The organism is Parabacteroides sp. AM17-47 (assembly GCF_003434625.1).
GTDB classification, from domain to species: Bacteria; Bacteroidota; Bacteroidia; order Bacteroidales; family Tannerellaceae; genus Parabacteroides; species Parabacteroides distasonis.
Genome location: NZ_QTLI01000056.1, coordinates 1 through 2149, shown reverse-complemented (window position 1 = coordinate 2149; position 2149 = coordinate 1). Strand labels below are relative to the sequence as shown.

The following is a 2149-nucleotide window of genomic DNA, read 5'->3' as shown; positions in this document are numbered from 1 at the left end:
TCTTTCAGAGCCTCCAACGCCTGCTTCACCTCCGGCATACGTTCACTTTCGGGGTTTTCGCCCATCCAAGCCTCTATGCGTTCCGCTTTCTCTATCACGTTTCCGGCAATAAAGCGGTCCTTAATCTCGTAACCGGTTACGAGCGGATTGTAATAGATGCGCCCTTGCAGGGCTGTGAGCAAATCCTCCGCCGTACTGTCGGTTATCTCCCGCATATAGTCGAGATCGACAGTGCCGAACTTGTTGAGCGACGCGGACAGTGCTTCTTCGGGTGAGCCGACGTTGGCATGGCTCTCCACGGAGAAGGAAACGGGACGCTCGAAGATGTCCGCCTTGACAAACTTCCCGTTCTCCGCCCGTTCCAGCGAAAGGATGTCACGCCCGCCCGCGTCCATCATCACTAACTTCACGTTCTGCTTGGCGTTGAGGTTGCCGTAGCGCATGACAAACTCATCGTAACAGGTGTTTAGATGCTCTCGCCACGGGACATTTGCTTCATGCAGGTTCGATTCATAGCGGTACAGCCGCTCGTAGGCGTCACGGAGTAAAACATACTGTAACGCCTTCTCCTTCTGGTAGCCTTTCAGGTCGAGCGGCTGGAATGTCGCCCCGTATGGCGTGATGTCCTTCAGGTAGCCGATGTTATGACGCCCCCTGTCAGCCACCAGCGACCCTTCGCGCAGGTGCATCTCCGGCGTGCGGTGGTAGGCACGCGGCGAAAGGTCCACGACTTCTTCCTTCGGCTTCTCCGCTTCGATGTCGGGGAAAAGGGAGGTCGCCACCGCTTCCGGTGGGGTATCTGTAACGGCAGGTGCGGTGACTGCTTCCGGCTGTGTTTCCTCCTGCCGTGGTTGCTCACGGGGAGTGTCCGGCACGGCTTTCACTTCCATCTTTTCCGCCGCCGCTTGTTTCTCGTTATGCTGCCTTGCCAGTTCCCGAAGTTCCTTCCTGCGTTCCGGCGTCAAATCCATCATCATCTCGTAGAAGCCGTTGATGGGAGGATTGGTATCCCAGTCCAACGTGGCATAGATGTCGTCCGGGTCGGCAGGCTTGGCGGTGTTCTCCGTTTTAGCCTCCTTGTTCTCTGTTACAGTCTTAGGGGTGGTAGCCGTCGGCACAGCCGTAACATTTTGTGTGACATGCACCTGTGGCTTGGGTAGAACGCGCCTTGCCGAGCTTTCCTTTTTCGCCTCCTTTTTCTTTTTGGCGGTTTTCGGTTGTTGGCTGACTTCTTCCGTCATCCCCCAGAGATCGAGCAAGGATAGCTGCACACCGTCAGAATATTTCGGACGTGGCTCTATCTCCGGCTTTTCCTCTGTGGGTTGCGGTTTCTCCGTCGGAGTTTCCACCGCCTGCATCGAAGATGTTGTTTCCATCTTTATGGCAGTACGCTCCACCTCCTTTTGAACGGTAACTTTTTCTTCCGTTCCCGACTGCCGGATTGAACCCGAATACAGACGCATGGCGAGCCTGTAATGGAAATCCTCGTCGAGCATACGGTGCAAATCCCCGGCGATGCCTGCTGCCTTGCCCTCGTGCAGATAGACCATAGCGGGCTTCCCGTATGGGTCGGTGTCAAGTTTCGCCGTCGTATGCACGATGCGTTCCGGGTGGTGGATGAAATAGGCGTTGTCGGTCAGGTCGGTTTTCGTGTCCGTCTGTATTACGGTCATCAGCCGCTCGTCCTGCGACATTTCCTTCTTGCTGAGGTTCTTTTGCAGGACAATCAGGTCACTGCCCACTTCTGTCCCCGCGTTGTCCGTGAACAGGTTGTTGGGCAGGCGTATCGCGGATACCAGATCAGCCTTACTGAACAGCTCGTTACGCACGGAGGTCTTGGTGCTGTTCAATACCCCTTGCGAGGTGATGAACGCCACGATACCGCCGTCACGCACGGCATCCAGTCCTTTGAGAAAGAAATAGTTGTGGATGGCTTTCTGGGCGGAGCGTCTGCCGAATGAGTCGCTCCGCTGAAACTCAGGGTCGAACACGGCTATGTCTCCGAACGGAATGTTGGACACCGCCAAGTCGAAATAATTGTTGAACGGTCTTTCGATTTTCTCAAAACCGCAGGTGCGCGTTTTCTTGCCGGGATAGAGATGCCTCAGGATTGTACCCGTGAGCAGATCCTTCTCGAAAGCCATCACAT

General features: G+C 55.4%; 1 protein-coding gene. It reads right to left on the bottom strand.

The genetic code is table 11. The features are described from left to right. Positions 1–2149 (bottom strand): N-6 DNA methylase (locus tag DW205_RS21905; RefSeq protein ID WP_147326775.1); only part of this gene is annotated, 2149 nt, incomplete at both ends.